At 67.6% G+C, this 24,171-nt stretch carries 22 protein-coding genes, 1 tRNA gene and 2 pseudogenes; 7 read left to right on the plus strand and 18 right to left on the minus strand.

Features of this window, described 5'->3' with window-relative positions; genetic code table 11:
* Nucleotides 1–18 precede the first annotated feature (18 nt).
* Genes HTY53_RS07725 through HTY53_RS07740 form a run of 4 tightly spaced genes read left to right on the plus strand, consistent with a single transcriptional unit; the run spans nt 19 to nt 5,888 of the window.
* Complete coding sequence (locus HTY53_RS07725) at nt 19–3,252, plus strand: response regulator (protein WP_174105930.1); 3,234 nt, start codon at nt 19–21, stop codon at nt 3,250–3,252.
* Nucleotides 3,234–4,127 carry a CheR family methyltransferase gene (locus HTY53_RS07730; protein ID WP_238509534.1) on the plus strand — a complete coding sequence of 298 codons (894 nt, stop codon included), beginning with the start codon at nt 3,234–3,236 and terminating at the stop codon, nt 4,125–4,127. Before HTY53_RS07725 ends, HTY53_RS07730 begins: the two co-directional genes overlap by 19 nt.
* Before the next feature lie 15 nt (nt 4,128–4,142).
* Entirely contained in the window at nt 4,143–4,784 is a 642-nt protein-coding gene (locus HTY53_RS07735; RefSeq protein WP_174105931.1) for a chemotaxis protein CheB, read from the plus strand.
* 9 nt (nt 4,785–4,793) lie between these two features.
* Entirely contained in the window at nt 4,794–5,888 is a 1,095-nt protein-coding gene (locus HTY53_RS07740) for a hybrid sensor histidine kinase/response regulator (protein WP_174105932.1), read from the plus strand.
* Nucleotides 5,889–6,037: 149 nt separating this feature from the next.
* On the opposite strand, the gene HTY53_RS07745 is transcribed toward HTY53_RS07740, so the two are convergent.
* On the minus strand, nt 6,038–6,898 hold the full coding sequence (locus tag HTY53_RS07745; RefSeq protein ID WP_174105933.1) for an IclR family transcriptional regulator: 861 nt from the start codon (nt 6,896–6,898) through the stop codon (nt 6,038–6,040).
* Nucleotides 6,899–7,052: 154 nt separating this feature from the next.
* Here HTY53_RS07745 and HTY53_RS07750 point away from each other — a divergent pair.
* Together HTY53_RS07750 and HTY53_RS07755 are read left to right on the plus strand one after the other, a co-directional pair.
* Nucleotides 7,053–8,657 (plus strand): annotated as a pseudogene (locus HTY53_RS07750) (GMC family oxidoreductase); the annotation flags it as partial.
* A gap of 357 nt (nt 8,658–9,014) precedes the next feature.
* The gene (locus HTY53_RS07755) at nt 9,015–10,352 is read left to right on the plus strand and encodes an MFS transporter (protein WP_174105934.1); all 1,338 of its coding nucleotides are present in this window, start codon (nt 9,015–9,017) and stop codon (nt 10,350–10,352) included.
* Here the strand turns inward: HTY53_RS07755 and HTY53_RS07760 are convergent.
* Complete coding sequence (locus HTY53_RS07760) at nt 10,349–11,119, minus strand: DUF6338 family protein (protein WP_174105935.1); 771 nt, start codon at nt 11,117–11,119, stop codon at nt 10,349–10,351. The two genes, HTY53_RS07755 and HTY53_RS07760, sit on opposite strands and share 4 nt — an antisense overlap.
* Before the next feature lie 2 nt (nt 11,120–11,121).
* Nucleotides 11,122–11,301, minus strand: coding sequence for a hypothetical protein (locus HTY53_RS07765; protein WP_174105936.1), 180 nt, complete (start codon nt 11,299–11,301; stop codon nt 11,122–11,124).
* Nucleotides 11,302–11,390: 89 nt separating this feature from the next.
* Here HTY53_RS07765 and HTY53_RS07770 point away from each other — a divergent pair.
* Nucleotides 11,391–11,921: pseudogene (locus tag HTY53_RS07770) on the plus strand (MFS transporter); the annotation flags it as partial.
* Between the two features lie 30 nt (nt 11,922–11,951).
* Here the strand turns inward: HTY53_RS07770 and HTY53_RS07775 are convergent.
* From HTY53_RS07775 to HTY53_RS07845, 15 genes are all read right to left on the minus strand, one after another.
* Nucleotides 11,952–12,524, minus strand: coding sequence for a PIN domain-containing protein (locus HTY53_RS07775; RefSeq protein WP_174105937.1), 573 nt, complete (start codon nt 12,522–12,524; stop codon nt 11,952–11,954).
* On the minus strand, nt 12,521–12,988 hold the full coding sequence (locus HTY53_RS07780) for an excisionase family DNA-binding protein (protein ID WP_174105938.1): 468 nt from the start codon (nt 12,986–12,988) through the stop codon (nt 12,521–12,523). Before HTY53_RS07780 ends, HTY53_RS07775 begins: the two co-directional genes overlap by 4 nt.
* A 384-nt stretch (nt 12,989–13,372) precedes the next feature.
* Nucleotides 13,373–13,448: transfer RNA gene (locus HTY53_RS07785), tRNA-Ala, on the minus strand.
* Nucleotides 13,449–13,557: 109 nt separating this feature from the next.
* Nucleotides 13,558–15,279: a thiosulfohydrolase SoxB gene (gene soxB, locus HTY53_RS07790; protein ID WP_174105939.1), complete on the minus strand. Its 1,722-nt coding sequence runs from the start codon at nt 15,277–15,279 to the stop codon at nt 13,558–13,560.
* Between the two features lie 70 nt (nt 15,280–15,349).
* On the minus strand, nt 15,350–15,847 hold the full coding sequence (locus HTY53_RS07795; RefSeq protein ID WP_174106098.1) for a TlpA disulfide reductase family protein: 498 nt from the start codon (nt 15,845–15,847) through the stop codon (nt 15,350–15,352).
* Between the two features lie 76 nt (nt 15,848–15,923).
* Complete coding sequence (gene soxX, locus HTY53_RS07800; protein WP_438820936.1) at nt 15,924–16,631, minus strand: sulfur oxidation c-type cytochrome SoxX; 708 nt, start codon at nt 16,629–16,631, stop codon at nt 15,924–15,926.
* Between the two features lie 18 nt (nt 16,632–16,649).
* On the minus strand, nt 16,650–17,483 hold the full coding sequence (gene soxA, locus HTY53_RS07805; protein ID WP_174105940.1) for a sulfur oxidation c-type cytochrome SoxA: 834 nt from the start codon (nt 17,481–17,483) through the stop codon (nt 16,650–16,652).
* A gap of 99 nt (nt 17,484–17,582) precedes the next feature.
* Entirely contained in the window at nt 17,583–18,041 is a 459-nt protein-coding gene (locus tag HTY53_RS07810; RefSeq protein ID WP_053822785.1) for a DsrE family protein, read from the minus strand.
* A gap of 105 nt (nt 18,042–18,146) precedes the next feature.
* Entirely contained in the window at nt 18,147–18,458 is a 312-nt protein-coding gene (gene soxZ / locus HTY53_RS07815) for a thiosulfate oxidation carrier complex protein SoxZ (RefSeq protein ID WP_006577471.1), read from the minus strand.
* 55 nt (nt 18,459–18,513) lie between these two features.
* On the minus strand, nt 18,514–18,969 hold the full coding sequence (gene soxY / locus HTY53_RS07820) for a thiosulfate oxidation carrier protein SoxY (RefSeq protein ID WP_053823237.1): 456 nt from the start codon (nt 18,967–18,969) through the stop codon (nt 18,514–18,516).
* Between the two features lie 196 nt (nt 18,970–19,165).
* Nucleotides 19,166–19,495 (minus strand): c-type cytochrome, encoded by a 330-nt coding sequence (locus HTY53_RS07825; RefSeq protein ID WP_174105941.1) that lies wholly within the window; start codon nt 19,493–19,495, stop codon nt 19,166–19,168.
* A gap of 129 nt (nt 19,496–19,624) precedes the next feature.
* Nucleotides 19,625–20,749: a c-type cytochrome gene (locus HTY53_RS07830; protein WP_174105942.1), complete on the minus strand. Its 1,125-nt coding sequence runs from the start codon at nt 20,747–20,749 to the stop codon at nt 19,625–19,627.
* Complete coding sequence (gene soxC, locus HTY53_RS07835; protein WP_174106100.1) at nt 20,733–22,127, minus strand: sulfite dehydrogenase; 1,395 nt, start codon at nt 22,125–22,127, stop codon at nt 20,733–20,735. Before soxC ends, HTY53_RS07830 begins: the two co-directional genes overlap by 17 nt.
* 123 nt (nt 22,128–22,250) lie before the next feature.
* Nucleotides 22,251–22,649 carry an ArsR/SmtB family transcription factor gene (locus HTY53_RS07840; RefSeq protein WP_254599860.1) on the minus strand — a complete coding sequence of 133 codons (399 nt, stop codon included), beginning with the start codon at nt 22,647–22,649 and terminating at the stop codon, nt 22,251–22,253.
* A 229-nt stretch (nt 22,650–22,878) separates the two neighbouring features.
* Nucleotides 22,879–24,168, minus strand: coding sequence for an NAD(P)/FAD-dependent oxidoreductase (locus HTY53_RS07845; RefSeq protein WP_174105944.1), 1,290 nt, complete (start codon nt 24,166–24,168; stop codon nt 22,879–22,881).
* Between the last annotated feature and the right edge of the window lie 3 nt (nt 24,169–24,171).

A 24,171-nucleotide genomic window follows, 5' to 3' on the forward strand; every position in this document is an offset into this window, starting at 1 on the left:
CAATCCACCCGGTCGCCCATGCCTCTTTCCCTTGCGCGCAGCGATCTGCTGCGTACGCTCGTCATTCCTCTGCTGCTGGCCGTGCTGCTGGTCGCGGATCTGATGACCCCCCTCGGCGTGGCCGAGTGGATCTTCTATCTGCTGCCGATTTGCCTGTGCGTGTTCGTCGACCGGCCGACGATGCCGCTCTGGACGGCTGGTAGCGCGACCCTGCTGATCGCCGCCGGCTATATCTTCTCGCCCGCCGGCGGCGATTCGACCATCGGCTTGATCAACCGGCTGTGCGGTGTCGTGGTGATGTGGTTCCTGGCCGCGGCGATCTACCGCTATATCGCCAGTCAGCTGCAGATGCGCCGCTTCGTCTGGCTGCAGGAAGGCCAGGTGCGCGTGGTGCAGCAGACCCGCGGCCTCGATACCCCCGCCGAAGTCGGCACCGCGCTGCTGCGCGTGCTGGTGCCGCTGGCGCAGGCCCAGGCCGGCGTGGTCTACCAGCTCGAGGATGGCAGCCTGAAGCGCATCGCCGGCTGGGCCGCGCCGGCGGACACGCCCGAGCGCCTGGCGCTGGGCGAAACCCTGGCGGGGCAGGCAGCGAGCGAGAACCGGCCGCTGCTTGCGCGCGGGCTGTCCTCGCACTATCTGCGGCTGAGCTCGGCGCTCGGACGCGATGTACCGCAGGCGGTACTGGCCGCGCCGCTGACCTCGGACGGCCATGTGATCGGCGTGGTCGAGCTCGGTTTCGCCGCCGCGCAGCAGAAGCTGGACGACACCGTCGAGCTGATCGGCCGCATCGCCGAGGCCGCCGGCGTGGCGCTGACCGCGTCCGCGTATCGCGCGCGGCTCGAAGCGCTGCTGGCGCAGACCCAGCGGCAGGCCGAGGAACTGCAGGTCCAGCAGGAAGAGCTGCGCGTCTCCAACGAGGAACTGGAGGAGCGCGGGCGCGCGCTGATGGAATCGCAGGCACGGCTGGAAACGCAGCAGGCCGAGCTCGAACAGAGCAACGTCCAGCTGGAGGAGCACACCCAGCTGCTGGAGGCGCAGAAGCGCGACCTGCTGCAATACCAGGCCGAACTCGCGGCCGGCGCGCGGGCGCTCGAGCGCGCCAACCAGTACAAGTCCGAGTTCCTGGCCAACATGTCGCACGAGCTGCGCACCCCGCTGAACAGCGCGCTGATCCTGGCCAAGCTGCTGCAGGACAACAAGGAAGGCAACATGACGCCGGAACAGGTGCGCTATGCCGCCACCATCCATTCGGCGAACACCGACCTGCTGAACCTGATCAACGACATCCTCGACCTGTCGAAGATCGAGGCCGGCCATCTGACCGTGCAGCCCGAGCCGGTCGACATCGAGGCGGTGGTCGGCGGACTTGCGCAAGGGTTCGCGCCGATCGCCGCGCAGAAGTCGGTGCAGTTCCGCATCGAGCGCGCTCCCGATCTGCCCGCGACGCTGGTCACCGACAACGTGCGGCTGCAGCAGATCCTGCGCAACCTGCTGTCCAACGCGTTCAAGTTCACCGAGCGCGGCGAGGTAGCGCTGTCGATCGCGCGCGACGGCAGCGACGGCGTCCGTTTCTCGGTGCGCGATACCGGCATCGGCATCCCGAAGGACAAGCAAGCGATCATCTTCGAGGCCTTCCAGCAGGCCGACGGCACCACCAGCCGGCGCTATGGCGGCACCGGACTGGGCCTGTCGATCTCGCGCCAGCTGGCGCAGCTGCTCAACGGCACGCTGGCGGTCGACAGCGAGCCCGGGTCCGGCAGCACCTTCACGCTGACGCTGCCGCTCGAATTCATCGGCCCGGCCGCGCCCGCGGCGGCGGTTTCCTCGGTGCCGCCGGCTCCCGCAGCGGTGCTGGAGGCCGCGGCGCAGGTAGCGGCCGAGGGCGGCATCGACGTGACCGAGGCGCTCACCGCGCCGCAGCCCGCTCCGGTGCCAGAGGCGGTCGCCGCCGCGCCGGTACCCGCGCCAAGGCCGGCGGCGCCCGCCACGCCGATCACCATCAGCGCGCCCCCGCTCCATACCATGCTCGGCCCGGCGCCGATCGACGACGACCGCGGCCGCCGCTCGCGCGGCAATCGCCTGATCCTGGTGATCGAGGACGATGTCGCCTTCGCGCAGATTCTCTACGACCTGGCGCATGAGCTGGACTTCGACTGCCTGCATGCCACCACCGCGCAGCAGGGGCTGGAACTGGCGCGCGAACACCAGCCCTGCGGCATCCTGCTCGACGTCGCGCTGCCCGACCATTCGGGCCTGACGCTGCTGGACTGGCTCAAGCGCGACCCGGCCACGCGGCATATTCCGACCCATCTGGTGTCGATCAGCGACCATGCCGAGGCGGCGTTGCATCGCGGCGCGATCGGCTACACGCTCAAGCCCAGCGGCCGCGACGATCTGGCCAGCGTGATTCGTGAGCTGGAAGCGCGCATGGCGCGCGGCGGCATGCGCACCGTGCTGGTGGTCGAGGACGACGCCACGCTGCGGGAAAGCATCCGCGCGCTGCTGCAATCGGCCGACATCGACATCGTCACCGCCGACACCGTGTCGGCGGCGCTGGCGCGGCTGTCGGAACGCCGCTTCGATTGCGTGGTGATGGACCTGGCGCTGCCCGACGGCTCGGGCCACGACCTGCTCGAGCAGATGGCGGCCGACGCCTCGTACTCGATGCCGCCGGTGATCGTCTACACCGGCCGGCAGCTGTCGGCCGAGGACGAGCAGCAGCTGCGCCGCCATTCGAAGTCGATCATCATCAAGGGCGCGCGTTCGCCCGAGCGGCTGCTCGACGAGGTCACGCTGTTCCTGCACAGCGTGGAATCGGCGCTGCCGCCCGAACACCAGCGCATGCTGCGCGCGGTGCGCAGCCGCGACGACGCCTTCGAGGGCCGCAGGCTGCTGCTGGTGGAAGACGACGCGCGCAATATCTTCGCGCTGTCGAAGGTCATCGAACCGCTCGGCGCGCAGGTCGAGATCGCGCGCAACGGCCGCCAGGCCCTTGAAATCCTCGATGGCCGCGACGATATCGATCTGGTGCTGATGGACATCATGATGCCGGAGATGGATGGGCTGACCGCAATGCGGCATATCCGCCAGGATGGGCGCCACGCGCGGCTGCCCATCATCGCGCTGACCGCCAAGGCGATGTCGTCGGACCGGGAGGCCTGCCTGCTGGCCGGCGCCAACGACTACATCGCCAAGCCGATCGATATCGACAAGCTGCTGTCGCTGTGCCGGGTATGGCTGCACGGACGCTGACCCCTCACGCCGCGCCTTCGACCGGTTCGGCACCGGCCGACGATGCCTTCGCGGCCGTGCCCGTGGACGATTTCGACATCGAGCTCGAACTGCTGCTCGAGGGGATCTTTCGCAAGTACCAGCACGATTTCCGCGGCTATTCGCGCGCCTCGCTGCGGCGCAGGCTGTCGCAGGCGCTGCGCGACCTGAAGCTCGACACGCTGTCGCAGCTGCAGGACCGCATGCTGCGCGATCCGACGCTGTTCGCCCGGCTGTTCCAGTACCTGACGGTGCAGGTCAGCGAGATGTTCCGCGATCCGTCGTACTTCAGGGCGATCCGCGAGCACGTGGCGCCGGTGCTCAAGACCTACCCGTCGATCACCGTGTGGGTGGCCGGCTGCAGCAGCGGCGAGGAACTGTGGTCGCTGGCGATCCTGTTCGCCGAGGAGGGCCTGCACGAGCGCACCACCTTCTATGCGACCGACATCAATCCGGCGGCGCTCGCCGAGGCCCGTGCCGGGGTCTACGATGCCGGGCGGCTGCGCGGCTTCGGCCGCAACTACCTGGCCGCGGGCGGCCGGCATTCGCTTGGCGACTACTATCACGCCGCCTATGGCAAGGCCAAGTTCGACGCCAGCCTGGTGTCGCGCGCGGTGTTCGCCGATCACAGCCTGGCGACCGACAGCGTGTTCCAGGAAGCGCAGCTGATCTCGTGCCGCAACGTGCTGATCTACTTCGATCGCGCGCTGCAGGATCGCGCGCTCGGCCTGTTCCGCGACGCGCTGGTGCGCCACGGCTTTCTTGGGCTGGGCAGCAAGGAGACCCTGCAGTTCAGCGCGCACGCCGAGGCGTTCGAGGCGGTGATGCCGTCGGACCGGCTGTACCGGAAGCGATGACCGGATGACGGCTCCATGAACACAGCGCAAGCCCACCCGATCGCATCGCCCTGGCGCACGCCCGAGGCCGTGGTCATCGGCGGCTCGGCCGGCGGCATCGAAGCGCTCAACGTGCTGCTGCCGATGCTGCCGGTGGCCTTCCGCCCGGCGCTGATCGTGGTGCTGCATCTGAGGCCCGATACGCCCAGCCTGCTGCCGCAGCTGTTCTCGCTGCGCTGCGCGCTGCCGGTCTGCGAAGCCGAGGACAAGATGCCGGTGCGGCACGGCCACCTGTATCTGGCGCCGCCGGACTATCACCTGCTGGTCGAACGCGACGGCCTTCATGGCGACCATCGCGCAGACCATGCCGAGGGCGTGCGGCTCGCGCTGTCGGTCGATCCGCCCGAGCGCTTTTCCCGCCCGTCCATCGACGTGTTGTTCGAGTCCGCCGCCCATGCCTGGCGCGATGCGCTGCTCGGCATCCTGCTCAGCGGCGCCAACGACGATGGCGCGCGCGGGCTCGAGACCATCCGCCAATGCGGCGGACGAACCTGGGTGCAGGCCCCGGATACCGCGTCGGCGGAAACCATGCCGGCGGAGGCGATCGCGCGCGGCGCGGTCGACGAGGTACTGACCCTGGAAGCGATCGGCAGCCGCCTGCGGCTCGCCGTCCACTGAAACCTTGCCATGTCCGCTCCCATCAAGATCCTGACCGTCGACGACATCGCCAGCAATCTGACTGCGCTGGACGCGGTGCTCGCGCGACCCGACGTCGAGCTGGTGCACGCCAACTCGGGCCCGCAGGCGCTCGACCTGTTGCTGGAACACGAGTTCGGCCTGGCCATCCTCGACGTGCATATGCCGGGCATGGACGGCTTCGAGCTGGCCGAGCTGATGCGCGGCAGCACCCGTACCAACCACATCCCGATCCTGTTCCTGACCGCGGCCGGCTACGACAGCCAGCGCACGTTCAAGGGCTATGCCACCGGCGCCGTCGATTTTCTCTACAAGCCGCTCGACGCCAACATCCTCGCCGCCAAGGTCGATGTGTTCGTGCAGCTGGCGCGGCAGAAGCAGCAGCTGGCCGAGCAGCTCGCCACCACGCAGCGGCTGCTGAAGGCCAACGAGATGCTGATGGCGGTGCTGGCGCACGACCTGCGCACGCCGCTGTCCGCGATCCTGGCTTCGACTTCCTTCCTCGAACGCTTTTGCCACGACGAGAAGACGGCGCCCGCGGTCGAACGCATTCGCCGCAGCGGCACGCGCATGGTGCGGATGGTCGATCAACTGCTCGATGTCGCCCGGCTGCATGGCGGCCGCATGCAGCCCGCGCTGCAGCGCGAGGATCTGCATGCGTTGTGCGCGGCGATCGTGGACGAACACGAGAGTCGGCACGGCAAGGGCCGGCTGCTGCTGGAGCGCGTCGGCGATACGGTGGCATCGGTCGACCCTGGGCTGCTGTCGCAGGTGCTGGCCAATCTGATCGGCAACGCGCTGCAGCACGGCGACGCCGCGGTGCCGGTGCGCGTGCGCATCGAAGGCGCGGACGGACGCGTGACGGTGGCGGTCAGCAACGGCGGCACCATCCCGCCCGAGCTGCTGCCGCATCTGTTCGACGCCTTCCGCTCGGGGCGCTCCGCTGCGGAATCCGAGGGGCTCGGCCTGGGCCTGCATATCGCGCGGGAACTCGCGATGCTGCATGGCGGGGATATCGAGGTGGTGTCGCGCGAGGGGACTGGGACGACCTTCACGGTGTGGGTGCCGCGGCACGGCGCCGTGTAGCCGATCGCTCGTCGTTCGGCGCGGCCGTCATTCGGCACGCTGGTTATTCGGCGCACTGGTCATTCGGCAAGCGATCTTCCGGGGCGCTGTCATTCCGCACGCGGTCATTCGGCACGCGGTCATCCACCACGCGGTCATTCACCACGCGGTCATTCAGCACGTAATACGCGCGCCATCTGCTGCGCCGCCTCCTGCAGCACCGGCACCGCCCGCAGCAGCCCTTCCAGCGGCACACGCGCCGTGGGCGCATGGCAGGCGATCGCCGCCAGCACCGGGCGCGCGCTCGTGGCCGCCGTGCCGTTGATCGCCTCCGTCGCCAGCTCGCGCACCGGCACCGCCACCGCCGTCATGCCGCGCACGAATTCCTCGTTGTCGACGCCGATGCCGCGCGCGCCGAGCCGGTCGAGCTCGGCCTCCAGCAGGGACAGATCGGCCAGCGTGCGCGGCGTATTGCGCGTCAGCACGAGACGCTGCAGCGTCTGCTGCCGTTCGAGCCGGCTCATCGCCGACAGGAACAGCTTGCCGCTGGCGGTGCAGTGCAGCGGCACATGGATGCCGGGCGACAGCTGCAGCCGCAGCGGCTCGTGCGTTTCCACGCGTTCGACATAGAGCACACGATCGCCGTCGAGCGCGGTCAGATTGCAGGTCTCCCCCAATGCCGCCACCAGGCGGCCAAGAATCGCACGGCATTCGCGCAGCAGCGGCGGGCTGCGCAAGGTCTGCAGCGCCAGCCCCGCCGCCCTCGGCCCCGGCACGAAGCCGCGTTCGGCCGGCATCTGCAGCACGAAGCCGGCGCGCTCCATCGCCGCCAGCAGGCGCATCAGCGTAGTCTTCGGCACGTGCAGGCGCTGCGACAGCTGCGCCAACGTCTGCGGATGCTGGGCGCGCGCCAGCGCATCGAGCACCATCAGCACGCGCAGGCTGCGCGCGTCCTCGTCCGCCGCCCGGGGGTCCGCCGCACCCTCTGCTGCGCTGCGATTCTGAAACGGAATTTGCACGTTCTGTTTCACTTTCCGCGCCTCCACGCGTATTGCCTTTCCATTTGCGGTTCGACAAATAAAATCGGGACAAGTCGTTCCATTATAAGAACGTTGCTCGCAGGCTCCGGCGCCAATCCGCTTCGGACAAACCCTGCCCGCAACACCCGATCAGGAGACAGCGACGATGTCGCAAACCGTTGACTACATCGTGGTAGGCGCCGGCTCGGCCGGCTGCGTGCTGGCCAACCGGCTCAGCGAGGACGGGCGCCATGCGGTGTGCCTGCTCGAAGCCGGACCGCCGGACCGCTATCCGTGGATCCATATCCCGATCGGCTACGGCAAGACGATGTTCCACAAGCAGGTCAACTGGGGCTTCCACACCGACCCCGATCCCAACATGCTGAACCGCCGGATCTACTGGCCGCGTGGGCGCACGCTCGGCGGCAGCAGCGCGATCAACGGCCTGATCTACGTGCGCGGGCAGCGCGAGGACTACGACCACTGGGCCGCGCTCGGCAATCGCGGCTGGAGCTGGGACGACTGCCTGCCCTACTTCCGCAAGCTCGAGAACAACGACCTGGGCCCCGGCCCGACGCGCGGCACCGATGGCCCGCTGAACGCGACCTCGATCGATCGGCGCCATCCGCTGGTCGATGCCTTCATCGAAGCCGGCGAGGCGCTGGGCCTGCCGCGCAAGGCCGATTTCAATACCGGCGACCAGGAAGGCGTTGGCTACTACCAGCTGACCACGCGCAAGGGCTGGCGCTGCTCGACCGCGGTGGCGTATCTGCGGCCGGCGCAGTCGCGTCCGAATCTGCGCATCGAAACCGGCGCGCATACCACCGCGATCCTGTTCGAAGGGCGGCGCGCGGTCGGCGTGCGCTATATGCAGAACGGCCGCCAGCACGTGCTGCGCGCGCGCCGCGAGGTACTGCTGTGCGCGGGCGCGCTGCAGTCGCCGCAGCTGCTGCAGCTGTCCGGAGTCGGGCCGGCCGGCCTGCTGCGCGAATTCGGCGTGCCGGTGGTGCACGCGCTGCCGGGGGTCGGCGAGAACCTGCAGGACCATCTGCAGATCCGGCTCATCTATCGGGTGGCCAGGCCGATTACCACCAACGACCAGTTGCGCTCGCTGTTCGGCAAGGCGCGCATGGGGCTCGAATGGCTGTTGTGGCGGCAGGGGCCGCTGGCGATCGGCATCAATCAGGGCGCGATGTTTTGCCGCGTGCTGCCGCAGGAAAGCGCCACGCCCGATACGCAATTCCACTTCGCCACGCTGTCGGCCGACATGGCGGGCGGCCAGGTCCATCCGTTCTCGGGCTGCACCTATTCGGTGTGCCAGTTGCGGCCGGAGTCGCGCGGCACCGTGCGGATCCGCTCGACCGATCCGTTCACGCCGCCGTCGATGCAGCCCAACTACCTGTCGGCCGAGCTGGACCGGCGCAGCGCCATCGCCTCGGTCCGCTTCGCGCGCCGCGTGGCGCAGACCGAGCCGATGCGCACGCTGATGCAGGCCGAATTCCGGCCTGGCGACGATGTGCGGACCGATGACGAGATCCTGCATTTCTGCCGGGAGTACGGCGCCACGATCTTCCATCCGTCGGGCACCGCGAAGATGGGCCCGGCCAGCGATCCGCTGGCGGTGGTCGACCACCGGCTGCGCGTGCATGGCGTGGCAGCTCTTCGGGTGGTCGATTGCTCGGTGATGCCGACGCTGGTGTCGGGCAATACCAATGTGCCGGTGGTGATGATGGCCGAGCGCGCGGCGGACTTCATCCGCGAGGATGCCCGCGGGCAGACGGTCAGCGAGATCGTCGACGCGGCGGCGGCCGGTTGTGCCCGGGTCGAACGCGAGCCGGAGCATCAACCCGAACGCGATACCGAGCGCCAGGCGGAGCACCAGGCCGAGGGCCAAGCCCATCACGAGGCCCACCACCAGGCCCGCCACCAGGCCCACCACCAGGCCCCCCGCCAATCCGAGCGCGGCATCACCGAGCCGGTCTGATCCCGGCCGCGGTCGCGCACCGCCCACGCATATCGGCAGCGAACCCGGGCTCGGTTCGCTGCATCACCGAAGGCCGAGCCCCGGCAGCGAGAGCGCCCGCATACTCGTTCCACCAAGGGCGCCGTCAATCCAAAGGAGACAAGCATGGCAAGCCCCAATGAGCAGGCGGTACGCAAGGTCGCGATGGCGTCGGTGATCGGCGCCACCATCGAGTGGTACGACTTCTTCCTGTACGGCGTCGTCGCCGGCATCGTGTTCAACAAGCTGTATTTCCCGGCCGGCGATCCGGTGGTCGCCACCATGCTGGCCTACACCACCTTCGCGGTGGGCTTTGTCACGCGGCCGCTCGGCGGCGTCATCTTCGGCCACTTCGGCGACCGCATCGGCCGCAAGAGCATGCTGGTGATCACGCTGATGATCATGGGTGTGTCGACCTTCCTGATCGGCCTGGTGCCGACCTACGACAGCATCGGCCTGTGGGCGCCGATCCTGCTGCTGTTGCTGCGCGTGCTGCAGGGCATCGGCCTGGGCGGCGAATGGGGCGGCGCGGTGCTGATGGCCTACGAATACGCGCCGCCGGGCCGCAAGGGCTTCTATGCCTCGTTGCCGCAGATCGGGCTGTCGCTGGGCCTGTGCCTGGCCTCCGGCGTGGTTGCGCTGCTGTCGCTGACACTGACCGACGCGCAGTTCCTCAACTGGGGCTGGCGCGTGGCCTTCCTGATTTCCGCCGGCATGGTCTTCGTCGGCATGTATATCCGGCTGTCGATCAAGGAGACGCCGGAGTTCACCGCGGTCAAGCAGCGCAACGCCGAGACGCGCATTCCCTTCGTCGACATGATGCGGCGCTACCCCGGCAATATCCTCAAGGGCATGGGTGCGCGCTATATCGACGGGGTGTTCTTCAACGTCTTCGGCGTCTTCTCGATCAGCTATCTGACCCAGACCGTCAAGATCACCCGCACCGAAGCGCTGACCGGCGTGATGGCCGCCGCCATCGTGATGTGTTTCTTCATCCCGTTCTTCGGCCACCTGTCGGACCGCATCGGCCGCACGCGGGTCTACTTCTGGGGCTCGCTGGTCACAGCCTGCTCGGCCTTCCCGGCGTTCTGGCTGATGCTCAACGGCGGCGGCAACGTGATGCTGCTGTGGCTGGCCATCATCGTGCCGTTCGGCATCTTCTATGCCGCGGTCTACGGCCCCGAGGCCGCGCTGTTCTGCGAGCTGTTCGACGCCAAGGTCCGCTATACCGGCATCTCGTTCGTCTACCAGTTCTCCGGCATCTTCGCGTCGGGCATCACGCCGATCATCGCCACCGCGCTGCTGAAGTCGGGCGAGGGCAAGCCGTGGCAGATCTGTGCTTACGTGATGTTTGCCGGGCTGGTGTCGGCGGTGTCGGCGGCGTTGATCGGGCGGTCGTCGGGATCGGGAGAGGTGCGGGAGGCAGGGCCGGTAGTGGCGGCTTCGGCCAGGCAGATGCGCTAGTCGTCCGCGAGGGCCGGAGCCGCAGCTTCGGCCTTTTCTTCCACCAGGAACTTGACGTTCAAGGTTGTCCACTCGCTGGAGCGGATCACCAGCCGATTGCCCTCGATGGGGTAGAAGCGCCCGTGCTCCTCCAGGCCGCGTCCTCGGTCATCGGTCAATTTGCGCCGGGATGCGGCCGACAGGATGATCCGCTCCAGCTCCCCATCGCTCTTGAACTCGAAATCCTCGAGCAGCCCCGTGTAGAGATAGGACTGGTCCTTCATCGGCACCACGGCGCTGACCACCACCATGGCGCCGTCGCTGATGCCCGAATCGATGCCGCTGAAGAGGTAATACCAGGGCGCCTGCTGCCGGAAGAAGCCGCTCGCCCAGCTGTTCGGATGGTCCAGGTGGAACCGGCTGACCAGCCCCCGGCGCAGCATGGCCAGCGCGAAGGCGAGGCCAAACGTCCCCGCAAAGAAACCGAACACCGGCCAAGGGTGTTCGTTCAGCCATTCATAGCGGTGCGGCGGGACGCTAGCCGCCGCGGCACCGCCGGACAGCATGCGCAAGGCGTCGCCGAGATAGAGCTGGTAGCCAAAATATTCGGTCGCGGCCAGGCCGACTACGGCATCCACGATCAGCGCCAGCACAATCGATTTGATCGCCGTCGCCCCGAAGGGCGTCATGTCGGCTTCGCGCGCCTCCCTGGCCTGGCTGTAGTGGTGGTAAAGAAAGCCCGGCGCGACCAGGAAAAACAGCAGCATCGCGGGCAGCGCAATGTTCAAGGTCAGCCCTGGGCGGGAATCAGCTTCAGCTTGACCTCGCGCTCAACGCCCTTGGCGGCGTCCCGGATCTTGAACGTCCTGGTGGAGTTCAGCTTCCCGGTGGCAATGAACTCGCGCAGCGCCTTGTCGCTCTCGGGATCGTTGCGGATCAGCTTGACCGTGTTCCTGACAGTGGCTTTCATCGCTTGTCCTCCAATGGGAAAAGTATAGTCGACGTGCCATGGACGGCATCGGAGATAAGCGGACGTGGAAATCAGCCCCTGGCAACAAGCTCAGCCGCACCGAAGCGCTGGCCGGCGTGATGGCCGCGGCCATCGTCATGTGTTTCTTCATCCCGTTCTTCGGCCACCTGTCGGACCGGATCTGCCGCACCCGCGTCTACTTTTGGGGACCGCTGATCACCGCGTGCTCGGCCTTCCCGGCGTTCTGGCTGATGCTCAACGGCGGCGGCAACGTGATGCTGCTGTGGCTGGCCATCATCGTGCCGTTCGGCATCTTCTATGCCGCGGTCTACGGCTTCGAGGCGGCGCTGTTCTGCGAGCTGTTCGATGCCAAGGTCCGCTACACCGGCATCTCGTTCGTCTACCAGTTCTCCGGCATCTTCGCGTCGGCATCACGCCGATCATCGCCACCGCGCTGCTGAAGTCGGGCGAGGGCAAGCCGTGGCAGATCTGTGCTTACGTGACGATTGCCGGGTTGGGGGGCGGCGGTGTCGGCGGCGTTGATTGGGCGGTCGGCCGAAAAGGATGACGTACCGTCGGCGGCAAGTGTCCGAACAGCGTCGGCGCGGCAGATGCGATGAACCGGTTTCCCCGGAAGAGTCTGGGCGGCTTCAAAGTGCCATCTTCCACTGCCGCAGTACACCTACCGTTTGTGTCAGGCCTTGCCTGAGCACGACGTCGAGGTACTCGTCGGCGCTCTTTGGCGGATTCCTCAAAGAGCGCCGATGATTCGCCGCCGCCTGGCAGACGAGGGAGGGATGTAGATCGAGCAGGTCGAAGAGGAAGTCGTCCGGATGCTGCGCGCAAAGCTGGTAGGGCTGCAGGCTTTCGGCAGGAAAATCTTTCAGGTTGAACGTGACGATCAGGCTCGCGCCGGCCTGGATGGCCGCTGCAACGACGTGCCGGTCGTCGGGATCCGGCACGCTGATGGAAGGAATCAGATGCTGGAAGTTGGACACGAGGCAGTCTCGTACATTGGCGTTCATCAGCTCGCGTGTTCGCTCCAGATCTCCCGCGCTCAGGTCGGGACGGTCGCGCAGGACCGCTTGCATCCACTCGTCGTGTATGACGTTGGTCCAGCGCGCCCGAAACACGTCGGTCATCGCCAGCCACATCAGAAAGTCGCGCAACGGTGCCGGGTAGAGGACGCAGGCGTCGTACACGACGGTGAAGTGCGAACTCATTCATACCCCATGTTCAGTTTCTGCGCCTGCTCGGCCAAGTCCTCCAAGGAACGGCGGCGTTGGGCGTCGATCCGTTCCTTGTAGTCCAGCACGTCTTGATAGCGCACCCGCCGATGCGTACCGATCCTGTGAAATGGAATCTCGCCCCGCTCGAGCAATTGAACGAGGAAAGGCCGGGAAACATTCAGCACATCGGCCGCTTCTTGCGTGGTCAATTCGGCGTGTATCGGAATGATGCTGACCGCGTTGCCCTCGCCGATCTCCGTCAGCACATCGATCAGCAATCGAAGCGCGGACACCGGCAGCCGTACGGCATGCGACGAGCCCTTGTCATCGATGATTTGGATCCGCTGCGTTTCGGCCCGCGTGGCGAGGACGGCGGAGAGGGTACGCCCCGATTCGCGCGCCAGCACGACCTCTTCGGGAGAAGGCAGAGGAGTTGCGGGGGTGATGTTCGTGGCCATTTCGTTCTCCGGTTCAGTGCGAGCCAGTATAAACGAAATAAACGAACAATCGAAACAAACGAAACGAGACTCGCTCGGAGGCGGCGATGCCAGTACACCCACTCTCGGCCGTGCCAGGCATCCATGCACAAAAAAGTAACCCGCCGGTTTGAGGGTACGCATGTGCGCATAGCCTTGGTGGGTTTTGTTTATGTATGGCAGGAGCGCGGACGCGGGCAGGAGCGCCGACGCGGGTAGCTGGAGATGGTCTCGTTCCATCGCCCGAATATGACCATGCCTATCCCACAGCGTCGACTTCAACGCCGCAGCACAGTTTAGGTTTTTGCGTGCGGCCGCCGGCCCAGATGCAAAAAGGCCAGAGCGCACGCTCTGGCCTTTGAATGTTGGTGGACCGAAGGAGGATCGAACTCCCGACCTCTGCATTGCGAACGCAGCGCTCTCCCAGCTGAGCTATCGGCCCGTAGCGGGCGATTATAGCGTGAGCTTTCCGGCGATTTCAAGCCGTGGCGGTGCGGTTCGCGCCGGCGCCACGACTCGGCCATCGCGGCTTTCCATCAGCTCCGCCCCCCTCACGCCGCCATGCCCGGATTCCCGCCCATCCCCTTGACCGACGGCAGGTTCAGCGGCGCCGCGGCCACTTCCTTGCGTTGGCGCAGCCAGCCGGCCATCAGGTCCCAGATCGGCGGGCCGCCGTTGTGGCGGGCTTCCTCGGCGACCGGGGCCCAGCCGGCGACCTTGTAGGTCTTGCCGGCCTCGATCGGCTTGCCCTTCAGGCGCATCTCGGTGATGCGCTTGCCCATCGGCGCGGCCGGGTCGATGGTGTACTGCAGGCCGCCGACGCGGACCATGTCGCCGCCCTGCTGGTAGTAGGGGTCGGGATTGAACAGGTTGTCGGCGACGTCCTCGAGCACCGTCTTGATGGTCTCGCCGCTCATCTGCGTCACCGTGGTGTACGGATAGGTGATCGCGGTCTGGTCCATCAGCCGTTCCATCGTGATGCCCTCGCCGGGCAGCAGCGTGGTGCCCCAGCGAAAGCCCGGCGAGAACGCGATCTCGGCGCCCTGCACGTCCATCAGTCCGTCCAGGATCAGCTGATCGAAGGTGCCGTTGAAGTTGCCGCGGCGGTAGAGCAGTTCCTTGTTGACCGCCAGCACCTCGCCCAGCTTCTGCTCGTAGGGTGCGCGGACCTTGCGGATCAGCGCTTCCATCGCCGAATCGGCCGGCAGGTAGTCGGCGAACACCGGCAGCAGCCGGTAGCGGAAGTCGGCCACCTTGCCGCCGCGCACGTCGAAGTCGAGCACGCCGAGGAACTTGCCGTTCGAGCCGGCGTTGGTGACCAGCGTGGTGCCGCCCGCATTGCGCACGCGCACCGGAGCGGGCACGCCATCATGGGTGTGGCCGCCGAGGATGGCGTCGAGCCCGCGCACGCGCGAGGCGAGCTTCAGGTCGACGTCCATGCCGTTGTGCGACAGCAGCACGACCGCCTGGGCGCCCTTGGCGCGGGCCTCGTCGATGATGCGCTGCAGATTCTCTTCCTGGATACCGAAGGTCCAGTCGGGCACGAGGTAGCCGGGGTTGGCGATCGGGGTGTAGGGAAAGGCCTGGCCGATGATCGCGACAGGCACGCCGTTCATCTCGCGCAGCGTGTAGGCCTCGAACACCGGGTCTTCGAAGTCCTTGGTCTTGATGTTCTGGGCCAGGAAGGCGACCTTGCCCTTGAAGTCGCGATCGACCACCTCGCGCACGCGCTCGGCTCCCAGCGTCATCTCCCAGTGGGCCGTCATCACGTCGACACCGAGGGTCAGCGCGGCATCGACCATGTCCTGGCCGCGCGTCCACAGCGCGGTCGCGGAGCCCTGCCAGGTATCGCCGCCGTCGAGCAGCAACGCGCCGGGACGGCTGGCCTTCAGCTGTTTGACCAACGTGGACAGATGCGCGAAGCCGCCGACCTTGCCGTAACGGCGCGCGGCCTCGGTGAAATCCAGATAGGTGAAGGCGTGCGCCTCGGCGCTGCCGGGTGCGATGCGGTAGTGCTTGAGCAGCGCCTGGCCGACCAGATGCGGCGGCTTGCCGGCATAGTCGCCGATGCCCAGGTTGACGCTGGGTTCGCGGAAATGGACCGGCAGCAGTTGGGCATGGCAGTCGGTGAAATGCAGCAGGTGCACGTTGCCGAAGCGCGGCACGTCGTACAGCCTGGCGGCGGCCTGTGCCGCCTGCGCGTCGCGCGTGGGGAAAGCCATGCCCGCGGCGCTGGCGATGGCCAGCACCTGCAGGAACTCGCGTCGGTTCATTGTCGTCTTCCTCTCGATGGCGGCCGCGCCGTCCGGTGCAGCACCGGCGACGCGCCGCTTTGCCGCCGCGCTAAGGCCTGGCGTACTTCGCCAGCGCGGCGACTTCCTCCTCCAGCATCTCGCCGACTTCCTTCTGTACGACCTTGCCCTTCGCGTCGATCACGTACAGCTCGGGCAGCCCCTTGCGCGGACCGATCGCGGCGCGCAGCGCCGGCGTGTCCATCGCCGCAGGGAAGGTATAGCCACGCTGGCGCAGATAGCCGACGGCATCCTTCTGATCCTTGTCGATGCTGATCGTCAGCACCTGCAGCGGCGTGCCGCGCGTGCTGTCGTAGAGCTTCTGCAGCCTCGGGTTCTGCAGCGCGCAGAACGGACACCACGAAGCCCAGATCTGCACCACCAGCGGCTTGCCGGCCCAGTGCTCGGGCGGCACGGTGCGGCCGTCGAGCAGCTGGACTGCTGGCAGCCGGACGGTGTCACCGACTTCGAGCGCGATGGCCGGCGTGGCTAACGTCAGCGCAATGGCCGACACGATGGTCGACACGATGGCCGACGCAGCGGCGTGCATCGCGCCCTGTAGCGGCTGCCACCGACCGATCGTCATCACCGCCATCATCCACGCCGCGGCCCGCATCGCGAGCCCCTTACTGGTTGACCGGCGAGGCCGGATCCAGCAGCAGCGCCATCACGTCGCGGATCTGCTGCTCGGTCAGGATGCCCTTATGGCCGAAGCGCGGCATGTTGGAGCACGCGGCGAAGGCGTTCGAGTCCCAGATCTTGCCCCAGGTGTACTTGAGCACCGCCTCGGAGTTGCCGCGCAGCTTGCCGTACTGATACAGCGATGGGCCGATATTGCCGAACGAGATCTCGGCCTTCGTCATCTGGTGGCAGGCGTAGCAGTTGCCGCCGTTGACGCCGCCGGGCGGGTCGGAGAACTGCATGCCGCGGCCGAGCTGCGCCACCTTCTCGCCCTCCTTCCAGTCGCCGAGCCAGCGGTTGTCGGACGGATAGCGGATCTTCTGCTGCTCGGCGGCCTCGATCTTCTTCGCCACCGCAGCCGGCACCTTGCTGCGGTCCGGATAGTCGCTGCACAGCTGCTGCATCTCGTCGCGCTCGAGCACGCCCTGCAGCGTGGCGGGGCCCTTCGAGGTGAACGAGTTGGCGATCAGGCGTTTCATGTCGCCGTCGGAAACGGGCGGGATATTGGCCGCTGCCTTCGACGTGCCCTTGCCCTTCGATGCCGCGTTGTCCTGCGCCATCGCCGGCGCGGCCAGCATCGCCAGCGCGCCGCATATGGCCACGGCGGCGCCAATACGCCCGCAATGCAGGCGCGATTGTTCTGTCTGGATCATTCTGTGCTCTCCCCTGGTTCAGCGCTTCAGGCCGGGGCCGTCGTAGGTACCGCCGTTGGCATTGCGCGCCAGGAACATCGTGAGCGCGGTGATCACATCGGAGCCGTAGGCTGGCTCGGGGAAGCGCTGCTGGCGCAGGCAGTCATAGAGCCGGTGCTGCATGGTGCGGACCTCGCCCTGCGAGACGCGGTAGGCCGGCCAGGTGGTGTAGGCCGCCTGGGCACCCTTGTCGGTCAGCAGATTGGGCAGATCCTGCAGCCGGATGCGCTGGCCGTCGACCGCATGGCAGGTCGCGCAGGCGAAGTCGTAGGCGCCGCCGCGGTAATAGAACATCTTCTGGCCGAGCGCGTAGACCTGCTTTTCTTCCGGATGGTCCAGCTTGACGTTCATCTTGACGCCGCGCGACTCGCCGGTGACGAAGGCCACCAGACGTTCGATATCGGAGCGCTTGCCAGAGGACGAGAACGGCGTGGCCTTGGCCTGCTGCTCGGTCAGCCCCTGCAGCGTGGTGCGGCACCACACCAGGCGCTGCTCCAGGTCCATCACCTTGCCGGCATCGGCGAAATAGCGCGGCAGCTCGGCGTAGGCGCCCTTGGTCACGCCGGGGCCCTTGCCCAGGTCGCAGCGCTCGAGCGATACGTTCTTCGGCCCGGCGGGCTTCTTCCACAGCTCCTCGCCGGCGGCTTCCCACAGCTCGGCGGGATTGCCCTCGGCCAGCATCTGCCGGTACTTGGCGATTTCGTCGGTCGTATTGCTCTCGCCCTGCGCCTGTACGGCCATCGCGCCCGTCAGCGCGACGGCGCCGGCGGCGGCCAGCGCGGACCAGCCAAGGCGGCGTCGGTTCGGTCTCATGGGGTTTCTCCTCTCGGTCTCGCCGACCAGGCGGGCCGCTGTTTTTCTAGGCGCGAATCTCGCCGCGCATTGCGCCGGCACATTGCGCCGCACATCGCACTACGGCTTGATATAGGCGTAGCCTTCGTCCTGCTGCAGCCGCGCGATCTCGACCACGCCGGCCTGCACGATCTTCGTTTCAAGCAGCAGCTTGTTCTCGGGAATCTGACGCGCCGTCAGCGTGTTGCGGCAGACGCGGAACTCGACGCCCATGCCGGCCAGCGCGCCGACCGCGGCATCGAAGGTGTTGCCGCGCGCATCGCGCGCACCCTCTACCAGGAAATCCACCCCATAGCCGAGCGCGACCACGACGATCTTCGTGTTCGGCGCGCCGGCCAGGTGATTACGCAGATTGCCGATCGCGCGCACCGCCTGGTCGTTGCCTTCCGACAGCTGGTACACCACCCGGTGGCGCCCGCCCCCGCTGCGGGGAGCGGCCGCGGTCTGGGCCGCAGCCCTGCTCCCGAGTCCGACGGCCGCCAGCGCGGCGGCGGCCTTTGCAAAGAATGCTCGACGCATGATCTTCCTTCCGCCGTGTCCGCCGCGCCTCGTGCGCGGCCGTCGACCCGGCTACCGAAGGGGCACCTTACCAGAGCGGCCGGCAACGTGCCGTCCGCGCCGGCATCACGAAATGGTGGCCTCGTCGGTCCGCTTGTCGCCGCGATTGTCGACCCAGGTCACCGTGACCTTGTCGCCCTTGGCGCCGCCCTTGAACTTGAAGTTCAGGAACGGGTCCTTGGACACCGCCGGGCCGAAGTTGGCGTGGAAGACCTCCTTGCCCTTGCACTGGGCGCTGACGGTCTGGATGTGCCAGGCCGGGATGGTCTTGCCGGACGCGTCCTTGCGCTGGCCGGTTTCCATATCGTGTTTCATCAGAATCTTGACGTCGACCACGCCGCCGTTCTCGGTGGCGCGTACGCGCATCGGGTCTGCCATGACGTTCTCCTGTTGCGATGGGCAGTCTGGGAAAGCGGGACCTGCGAACGACGTGTCAGCCGCCGCAGCCGCCCAGCGTCACCTTGATCTCCTTGGAGGCGACATACCACTTGCCGCCGGCCTTGACGGCCGCATGCACCACGGAGGTCTGGCCCATCTTCACGCGCGTGGAGACGAACGGCTCGGTGCCGGCCGGGATCACGAAATCCGCGGCCAACGTATTGGGGTTCTTTTCGACCAGGATCGCGATCTGCTCGGTGTCGGGCAGATTGCTGGTCACCGCGACCGGCACCACGGCGCCGTTCTCTGCGATATCGGGCGCATTGAAGGCGATCGCCCCGCTCTTCTCGGGCGCGCCGCCGCCCAGGGCCTTGATCACGTCGTTGACGCTCTTGCCCTCGAAGGCCGCCTTGTTCCATTCGGCCGCCTGCGCTTCGCCGATCAGGCCAGCGGCGGCCATCAGCGACACGACGGCGCTGACCCGCAGCATCTCTCGTCTTGTGATGTTCATGGTGTCCTGCACTCCTGCTTCTACCCGCCCCGCGGTATTCGTTTGGTCGCCACGCCGGCCGGCATGGCGCGGGCGGTGCATCGCCGCCCGTTATTGCCGTTGTTGGTTACGTCGTTGCTGCTGTGGCGCTCGCCGGGGCCGACCAGGACTGCGCGATGGCGCCTGCCGTCGCACCGTCGGCCCCGTCACCAGGCAATTACTTGGCCGGCGAACCTGCCAGCACCCACTCCAGCACCGTCTTCACATCGGCATCGCTGATATTCGGGTTGGCCGGCATCGGCACCGGGCCCCAGACGCCCGCGCCGCCCTTCTTGACCTTGTCGGTCAGCTTGGCCATCGCGCCCTTGTCGCCCTTGTACTTGGCGGCGACTTCCTTGTAGGACGGCCCGACCAGCTTCTTGTCCACCTGGTGGCAGCCCATGCAGGCGTTCTTGGTGGCGATCTCCTGGGCCTTGGCCGCGTCGACGGCGGCGTGGGCGGAGGCCGCACCGGCCAGCATCATGGCTGCGATCACGAACTGCTTCATTGTTCTCCTCTCCAAACTGGAATGAGCCGTGGGGACGGCACGGCCGCGCGACAGCGAAGCTGTCCGGCACGGCGGCATATTGGCCCGTCCCGACCCCTTCGAGCGGGGGCGCCAGGGCGGCCCAATACGCTATTTTGCCTCAAGTATCCACTTCACCATGGCTTGAATATCCGATTCTGGAACCTGCGGTTGCGGCGGCATCGGCACCGGCCCCCAGGCGCCCTGCCCGCCGCTACGGATTTTCTGCACCAGCGCACCGTGCGCGTCCTTGCCCTGATAGCGCTGGGCGATCTCGTGAAACGACGGCCCGACCAGCTTGCGGTCCTGCGCATGGCAGGCCAGGCATTGGTACTGTCCGGTCAGCTTCGCGCCGACGGGCTGGACGGCGGTCGTCGCCTCTGCCTTGCCCTGCCCCTTGCCGTCGGGCCTGGGAGCGTCCTCCGGCGAGCCGGTCGCAATGCCCCGCACCGGGCCGAAACCGCGCTGCTGTGCCGCCAGGTCGCCGTGCGCGCCACGTGCGTAGTCCGGGATCAATGAGGTGACTTCGACCTTGTCGGCGCAGTTGGCCATGCAGGCGGTGTTGCGCGTGTCCGGCTTGCCGCGGCCCGGCCACAGGCCGTGCTCCGTCGTCATGCCGTTGCGGTTGGGCAGCTTGCGCTGGACCTCGCCGATATTGGCGTCGGACAACGTGAAGTCGGCCGGCACGATATCGCCCAGGTTCAGGATGTACGCGGTGACGGCGTAGACCTCGTCGACGGTCAGGCTCTTGGGCGCATCCCAGGGCATCGCGCGACGGATGTAGTCCCACAGTGTGCTGACGGTGCTCAGCTTCATCAGCGAGGTGCGGTAGGGCTGGGTGCCGGTCATCGCCGCGACGCGCCCGCTGGCGATATCGGCCGCGGTGGTGCCGCCCGCGATCGGCGTGAAGACCGCGTTGGATTCGCCGAAGTCGCCGTGACAGGAGGCGCAACGCGCGTCCCAGACCTTCTGTCCTTGTGCCACCGTGCCCCGACCCGGCGGCAGGCCCTGGAAGTCGGGCCGCACGTCGATGTCCCAGGCTTTCAGTTCTGCGGCCGTGGCGGTGCGTCCCAGTTGGGCTCGGGCGGCTCTGGCGTCCTTGGGGACCGCACTCGCCTCGGCCTGCGCGGCACGCGTCGCCGTCGCCAGACTCGCGGCGCCGACAAGACCGATCAGCAGGCAGCCGAGCACCGCGCGATGGCGCCAGCCCGCCCGGACGCTATCGCACCTGGACATTGGACACCTCGCCGCTGGCCGCGACCAGCCAGCTCTGGATCGCGTTGTTGTGATAGATCGAACGCGTGCCGCGCACCGCGCGCAGCTGCGCGATGGCCGGCTGCACGTAGCCCGTCTCGTCGATCGCCCGGCTTTGCAGGATCGCCGGCGAACCGTCCCAGACCCAGTCGACATTGAAGCGGGTCAGGCATTTGGACAGCACCGGCGTCTCCAGCCGCGCGGTGCGCCAGTTGCGCCCGCCATCGACCGAGACATCGACGCGGCGGACCTTGCCGCGGCCCGACCACGCCAGCCCGCTGACGTTGTAGAAGCCCTTGCCGGTCAGCCGCTGGCCGCCCGACGGCGTCGTGATCACGGACTTGCATTCCTGGATCGAGGTGTACTGCCGCAGCATGCCGTCCGGCATCATGTCGACGTAGTGCAGCGTCTCGTCCTTGGTATTCCAGGGCCGGTCGCCCAGCTCGAGCCGGCGCAGCCATTTGACCCACGACACGCCCTGCACGCCCGGCACCACCAGCCGCAGCGGGTAGCCGTTCTCGGGCCGCAGCATCTCGCCGTTCATGCCCCAGGCGACGATGATCTCGTCGGCCAGTTCCATCGGGATCGTGCGCGTCATCGCCGAACCGTCGCCGCCTTCCGCCAGCAGATAACGGCCACGGCGCTGGTCGGCACCGGCATCGTCGAGCAGCACGCGCAGCGGCACGCCGGTGAACTCGCAGCAGGACAGCATGCCGTGCGTGTATTGCACCGTCGGCACCGCGACATTGCCCCACTCCATGCCGGTGTTGGCGCCGCACTCGATGAAGTGCATGCGCGAGACCGACGGCAGACGCATCAGCTCGTCCATCGTATAGACGCGCGGCGCCTTGACCAGGCCGTTGATCATCAGCCGATGGCGGGTCGGGTCGATGTCGTGCCAGCCCTGGTGATGCCGCTCGAAGTGCAGGCCGTTCGGCGTGATGATGCCGAACAGGCCCTGCAGCGGGGCGAAGCTGACCGAGGCTGCGGAGACGCGCGTCAAACCCGGCGATTCGCGCCGCATCATGGCCGTTTCGTGGCTGGAGGGCTGGCCGTAGGGGCGCGCGGCGACCGGTTGGCCGAGCGAGGTGGCCCAGGGTTGCGGCGTCAGGATGGCGGGATCGCCCTCGGCAGCGGTATGGGTTGCCGTAGAGGCAGCGGCATTGGCAGACGCGGCGCGCGCTGGCTTGCCCAGGCCCACCGCCGCGGCCGTGGCGCCGGCCGCCGCCAGAAAGCTGCCGCGCAGCAGATCGCGCCGGCGGCTGTCGATGCCATGGCGACCGATGTCCTGCTGCAGCTCGGCGCTGACGAAGTGTTCCGGCGCGGGCACGATGCGACCCGGGCGGCTACGGTCCGGCACGTCGGTCTCCTCCGGCCGCTCGCCGCGCTCCGGTGCGGGCGCGGTCGGCATGCCTGTTCGTATTGGGTCGCGCGCCGGTGGCGACCGATGCGCGCGCTTCGTCCTGCTCGCGGTTCGCCGCGCTCAGCGCGCCGCTGCCGCTGCGCCCGGCTTGCGCCGCGTGGCCGTGCGCCGCTTCGGCTCGGCGGGCATGAAGCGGTCCACCATCGCGACCTGCTGCGCGTCATCCTCGATCCGCGCGGCCACCTGCACGCACACCGTCCGGCACAGCTCCACCACGCTCTGGTCGGCGATCGCGTAGTACACCAGGTTCGCTTCCTTGCGCCGCGCCAGTACGCCGGAGCGGAACATCGCATTCAGATGCCGCGACACATTGGCCTGCGATGAACCGACCGTCTCGACCACGGCGCCGACCGGCTTCTCGCCGTCGCACAGCGCGTGCAGGATCTTCAGCCGCGTCGGCTCGGCGAGCAGCGCGAAGTAGTGCGACACCTGTTCGAAGACGCGGTCCAGTTCGTTCATGCAAATCACTATATGCGTATATGCGTGAGCACGCATATATCGTTTACCCCCGATCGTCCCGATCGTCCCGATCGAGCCGATCGACCCCGTTTCTCCCGTTTCTCCCCGTTTCCCCGCCCGGCGCAACAGCGGCGTTCATGGCGCGCGCGCCGTCCCGCATCATGCCGAGTGCTCGCTTGGCGCAGCGCTTACCCCAGCGCTTGCTCGCCGCTTACCCCTGCTCCGGCGCTCACCCCAGCGCGTCCGCCCAGATCGCGTTGGCCCAGGCGAAGGCGTAGGTCCCTTCCAGCGTATTGGGCGCCGTCGACACGCCGCCGGAGTCGGGCACCGTCACCATGGTCTTCTTCTGCGGGTCGTAGCGGTGCACGCTGGCGACGTGGATGACCTCGCGATCGGAGGTGAAGCTGTAGCAGGTGTTGTTGTACAGCGGCTCCGGGTTGGGCTGCCGCCCCGACAGCAGCGCGACGATCGCGGCCGCCGCGATCTTGCCGTGCTGGTTCGCCATGTGGCCGGACTTGGGCATCAGCGGCGCGATCTGGATCGCATCGCCCAGCACGTGGATGTTCGGCACGGCCTTCGATTCGAAGCTCAGGAAGTCGACCTCGCACCAGCGGCCATTGGCGGTCGCCAGTCCGGTGTTGACGGCGATCGCGCCGGCGCGCTGGGCCGGCACCACGTTGGCGACGTCGACCCGCTCGTCGTCCTGGACCTCGAACTTCAGCGTACGGGTGGCGGGGTCGATATCGACGGTGCGGTATTGCGGCCGGTATTCGACGATGCCCTTGTACTTGCTGGCCCACACCTGCTTGAACAGCGCCGCCTTCGAGGTCACGTCGGGATTGGCGTCCAGGATCAGCACCTTGCTGCGCGGCTTGGCCTGGCTGAAATAGTGGGCAATCTGGCAGGCGCGTTCGTAGGGCCCGGGCGGGCAGCGATAGGGCGCCAGCGGCACGGTCAGCGCATAGGTACCGCCGTCACGCATCGCTTCGAGCTGGCGGCGCAGCGCCACCGTCTGCGGGCCGGCCTTCCACGCGTGCAGGATCTGGTCGCCGCCGGGCCGCTTCAGTCCGGGCACGTCGTCGGGCATGAAATCGACGCCCGGCGACAGCACCAGCCGGTCGTACGCCAGTGTGCCGCCGCTGGCCAGGCGTACCTGGCGTTTCGACGGGTCGATCGCGGTGACGGTGTCGCGCACCACCTTGACTCCATGGCGGCGGCTCAGCGCATCGTAGGAGATCGTCAGATCCTCGATCCGCTTGCTGCCGCCGAGCACCAGGTTCGACAGGGGACAGGAGATGAAGGTCGGGTTCGCTTCGACCAGCGTCACGTCGATCGTGTTGTCGCTCCATTCGCGCAGATAGCGGGCGGCGGTCGCGCCGCCGTAGCCGCCGCCGACCACCACCACCTTCGCCCCACCGGCGCGCGCCGTGCCGCCGCTGGCGCAGCCGGCGAGCAGCGTGCCGAGGACTGCAGAACCGGCGGTCGCTGCGGCCGCGCTCAGAAATTCGCGTCGTTGCATGTC

It is taken from the genome of Cupriavidus gilardii (assembly GCF_013314895.1).
Taxonomy (GTDB): Bacteria; Pseudomonadota; Gammaproteobacteria; order Burkholderiales; family Burkholderiaceae; genus Cupriavidus; species Cupriavidus gilardii_C.

Excerpts from the sequence above, each read along its gene's own strand:
- HTY53_RS07725 (WP_174105930.1), top strand. The coding sequence starts at position 19 with ATGCCTCTTTCCCTTGCGCGCAGCGATCTGCTGCGTACGCTCGTCATT.
- HTY53_RS07730 (WP_238509534.1), top strand. The coding sequence starts at position 3,234 with ATGGCTGCACGGACGCTGACCCCTCACGCCGCGCCTTCGACCGGTTCG.
- HTY53_RS07735 (WP_174105931.1), top strand. The coding sequence starts at position 4,143 with ATGAACACAGCGCAAGCCCACCCGATCGCATCGCCCTGGCGCACGCCC.
- HTY53_RS07740 (WP_174105932.1), top strand. The coding sequence starts at position 4,794 with ATGTCCGCTCCCATCAAGATCCTGACCGTCGACGACATCGCCAGCAAT.
- HTY53_RS07755 (WP_174105934.1), top strand. The coding sequence starts at position 9,015 with ATGGCAAGCCCCAATGAGCAGGCGGTACGCAAGGTCGCGATGGCGTCG.
- HTY53_RS07765 (WP_174105936.1), bottom strand. The coding sequence starts at position 11,301 with ATGAAAGCCACTGTCAGGAACACGGTCAAGCTGATCCGCAACGATCCC.
- HTY53_RS07775 (WP_174105937.1), bottom strand. The coding sequence starts at position 12,524 with ATGAGTTCGCACTTCACCGTCGTGTACGACGCCTGCGTCCTCTACCCG.
- HTY53_RS07780 (WP_174105938.1), bottom strand. The coding sequence starts at position 12,988 with ATGGCCACGAACATCACCCCCGCAACTCCTCTGCCTTCTCCCGAAGAG.
- soxB (WP_174105939.1), bottom strand. The coding sequence starts at position 15,279 with ATGAACCGACGCGAGTTCCTGCAGGTGCTGGCCATCGCCAGCGCCGCG.
- HTY53_RS07795 (WP_174106098.1), bottom strand. The coding sequence starts at position 15,847 with ATGCACGCCGCTGCGTCGGCCATCGTGTCGACCATCGTGTCGGCCATT.
- soxX (WP_438820936.1), bottom strand. The coding sequence starts at position 16,631 with ATGATCCAGACAGAACAATCGCGCCTGCATTGCGGGCGTATTGGCGCC.
- soxA (WP_174105940.1), bottom strand. The coding sequence starts at position 17,483 with ATGAGACCGAACCGACGCCGCCTTGGCTGGTCCGCGCTGGCCGCCGCC.
- HTY53_RS07810 (WP_053822785.1), bottom strand. The coding sequence starts at position 18,041 with ATGCGTCGAGCATTCTTTGCAAAGGCCGCCGCCGCGCTGGCGGCCGTC.
- soxZ (WP_006577471.1), bottom strand. The coding sequence starts at position 18,458 with ATGGCAGACCCGATGCGCGTACGCGCCACCGAGAACGGCGGCGTGGTC.
- soxY (WP_053823237.1), bottom strand. The coding sequence starts at position 18,969 with ATGAACATCACAAGACGAGAGATGCTGCGGGTCAGCGCCGTCGTGTCG.
- HTY53_RS07825 (WP_174105941.1), bottom strand. The coding sequence starts at position 19,495 with ATGAAGCAGTTCGTGATCGCAGCCATGATGCTGGCCGGTGCGGCCTCC.
- HTY53_RS07830 (WP_174105942.1), bottom strand. The coding sequence starts at position 20,749 with ATGTCCAGGTGCGATAGCGTCCGGGCGGGCTGGCGCCATCGCGCGGTG.
- HTY53_RS07840 (WP_254599860.1), bottom strand. The coding sequence starts at position 22,649 with ATGAACGAACTGGACCGCGTCTTCGAACAGGTGTCGCACTACTTCGCG.
- HTY53_RS07845 (WP_174105944.1), bottom strand. The coding sequence starts at position 24,168 with ATGCAACGACGCGAATTTCTGAGCGCGGCCGCAGCGACCGCCGGTTCT.